We start from the raw sequence: 2,744 nt of genomic DNA, 5'->3' as shown, positions 1-2,744 counted from the left end.
ACCCGGACGCCGTGGAGGAAATGGACCGGCCGGACTGCGACCCTGTCCGGCTGGCACGCACCTACGCACAGTTCAAGCTGGTCAATGCTGTGGTGTCCGGCTGGCACGGCGTGTACCGGCACCGGATCCGCCCACTCCTGTCCCCCGATGCGCCCACCACGATCCTGGACATTGGCTGCGGCGGCGGGGACATCGCCCGGAAGCTGGCCGGATGGGCGGAACGCGATGCGCTGCTGCTCGAGGTCACAGCGATCGACCCGGACCAGCGTGCCCTGGACTTTGCCACAGCGCAGCCAGGCACCGGGGTCACGTACCGAAAGGCGTACAGCTCCGGGCTGGTCCGCGAAGGGGCCACCTTTGACCTGGTGATTTCCAACCACATGCTCCACCACCTCTCGCCCGCCGAACTCCAGGGCCTGCTGGCAGATTCCGAAATGCTGGCCCGGCGGGCCGCAATCCACTGCGATATTGCCCGCAGCCCCGCCGCGTACGCCCTGTTTTGGGCCGGGACGCTGCCATTCTTCCCGGGATCGTTCATCCGCCGCGACGGCCTCGCCTCCATTCGGCGCAGCTACACGGGCGCCGAGTTGCTCGCCGCCGCCCGGCCTGGCTGGGACGTGCAGCCCGAACGCCCGTACCGCAACCTGCTGACCTTCCGTCCCGGCGGCGCTCATGGCTGACGCCCGGGGCCCTGCGGGAGCTGCCATGGCCGACGTCGCCATTGTCGGAGCAGGGCCCGTGGGCCTGTACCTGGGGATTCTGCTGCTTCAGCAGGGCCTGGACGTGACCATCCTGGAACAGCGCAGCAGCCCGAGTCCGCATTCCCGCGCCATCGGGATCCACCCGCCGGCGCTCTCCGCACTCCGGGAGGCCGGCGTGGCGGGGGCGCTGACGGCCGAGGGCCTGCCCATCCGCAACGGCATTGCGCGGAGCCGGGGACGCCTGGTCCAGGGAGTGTCCTTCGCCGCGGCGTCGCCGTCGAGCCCGTTCATCCTGACCCTCAAGCAGGCCCGCACGGAGGCCATTCTCGAGGCGCGTCTCCGCAGCCTGGCCCCCGGCGCCCTCCGGCGCGGTGTCCGGGTCGATTCCGTGCACGACGCCGGAAGTCACGTCACGCTGCACACCTCGCCTTCCGCCGGGGCGGGAGAGGCGGGTGGCAGCCATGCGGTTGGCAGCGGTGCGGGTGACTGCGGAGTCACGCGGGCCCGGCTGGCGGTGGGGGCCGACGGCGCGCACTCCACCGTCCGCCGGGAACTGGGCATCCCCACCAGGGGCCGCGACTACCCCGACACGTACCTCATGGGCGACTTCCCCGACTCGGGCGCGGACGGCGCCACGGCCGTACTTTATTTGGAGCCGGCAGGAATTGTGGAGTCCTTCCCGCTGCCGGGCGGGCTGCGCCGGTGGGTGGTGCACACGGATGTTCTCCTTGACGGCGCCACCGCGGACTGCCTGGCCGGGCATGTGTTCCGGCGGACGGGCGTTGCCGTGGATCCGGGCGCCAATAGCATGCTCAGTGCGTTTGGTGTGCGGTCCCGGCTGGCCGTTCGGCTGGTGCAGGGCAGGGTGGTGCTGGTGGGCGACGCCGCGCACCAGATCAGCCCCATCGGGGGCCAGGGCATGAACCTGGGCTGGCTGGACGCTGCTGCCCTCGCGCCGATCATGGCGGCTGCCCTGGCCGGCCGGCCCACGGGCCGCCTGTTGGAAAGGTACCAGCAGGGCAGGATGGCCGCTGCGCGGCGGGCCTCGCGCCTGGCGGGACTGAACATGGCGCTGGGACGCCCCCAGCCGGCGTCGTTCCTGTCAGTGCGCAACGCGGCCGTGGCCTGGGCTCTGCGGAATCCCGGGCTGAACAACGCCGTGGCCCGCCGTTTCACCATGCAGTAGGCGGCGGGGCTTCGGCTGGCGGACGGGGGCCGTCGGGGTCAGTACCCGGCGGGCCAGGTGAACGCGGCGGGCGCGGAGGCCGTGGCTGTTCCCTTGGTGATGACGATGTCAACATCCTCGTGGTTGGCGAGTTGGATCGAGGCGGGGTCGCCCGCGCGCTGCTTGCCGTTCACGAACGTGGTGATGGTGTAGCCGCCGGAGGTGCCGTAGGAGCCCACCTGGCCGGCGGAGAGCGCCACATTCCATTCCGTGAACACTTCGCCCAGGTTGAAGGGCTTCACCACGGGCGATTCCACGTGGATGATGCCGGTGGTGTCGTGTGTGTGGAGGGGCGAGATCAGTTGGGCGTTGAGGTCTATGCCGATGTCGGCCGGCACCGTGACTGCCTTGCCGTCGGCGGTGATGCTGAGATGGGTGTGGATGTGTTCGGCCGTGCCTTCGGCCGTCAGCATGGACAGCCCGGCCGCCTGGGCCCGGGCCGAGGCGTCGGCCGGAGCGGCCCACGGCGGTGCCTGTGTGGATCCCTGGGCCGCTGAAACGGCCGTGGTTGCGCTCTTGCTGGCGGCTGCCTGGGCATTTCCACCGCCGCTGGTGCCGGCCACGACCCCCACCACAACGGCCACCGCGATCACGCCAACTCCAACACCGGACCAGGTCAGGATGCGGTTGCGCCGTTCCCTGGCCTTCTGTGCGGCAAGTACTCCCGCGGCCTTTTGGCGTGCGGCATCGATGTTCTTGTTGGGTTCCATGCAAGTCTCCTCAGGGCCCCGGACGCAAGGGGGCCAGGATTCGATCGTCCCATGCCCGTTCCGGCCTCAGACGCCATTCCAGGATTTTCACAGGGAATACCCGGAATA

Annotated in this window: 3 protein-coding genes; 2 read left to right on the top strand and 1 reads right to left on the bottom strand. The window is 70.2% G+C overall.

Going from position 1 to position 2,744, the window contains the following annotated elements:
* The coding region (locus tag LPN03_RS20595; RefSeq protein ID WP_316255873.1) for a class I SAM-dependent methyltransferase at positions 1-680 on the top strand (680 nt) is incomplete at its 5' end.
* Positions 681-705: 25 nt separating this feature from the next.
* The gene (locus LPN03_RS20590; RefSeq protein ID WP_165180221.1) at positions 706-1,887 is read left to right on the top strand and encodes an FAD-dependent oxidoreductase; all 1,182 of its coding nucleotides are present in this window, start codon (positions 706-708) and stop codon (positions 1,885-1,887) included.
* Positions 1,888-1,925: 38 nt separating this feature from the next.
* On the opposite strand, the gene LPN03_RS20585 is transcribed toward LPN03_RS20590, so the two are convergent.
* Complete coding sequence (locus LPN03_RS20585; RefSeq protein WP_165180112.1) at positions 1,926-2,636, bottom strand: hypothetical protein; 711 nt, start codon at positions 2,634-2,636, stop codon at positions 1,926-1,928.
* Positions 2,637-2,744: the final 108 nt, after the last annotated feature.

It is taken from the genome of Arthrobacter sp. A2-55 (assembly GCF_025548615.1).
Classification (GTDB): Bacteria; Actinomycetota; Actinomycetes; order Actinomycetales; family Micrococcaceae; genus Specibacter; species Specibacter silviterrae.
Note: the sequence above shows the minus strand (reverse complement) of the source record. Positions and strands in the feature narration are given on the sequence as shown.

Bases quoted from the DNA above. Each gene is read 5' to 3' on its own strand.
- LPN03_RS20590 (WP_165180221.1), top strand. From the start codon at position 706: ATGGCCGACGTCGCCATTGTCGGAGCAGGGCCCGTGGGCCTGTACCTG.
- LPN03_RS20585 (WP_165180112.1), bottom strand. From the start codon at position 2,636: ATGGAACCCAACAAGAACATCGATGCCGCACGCCAAAAGGCCGCGGGA.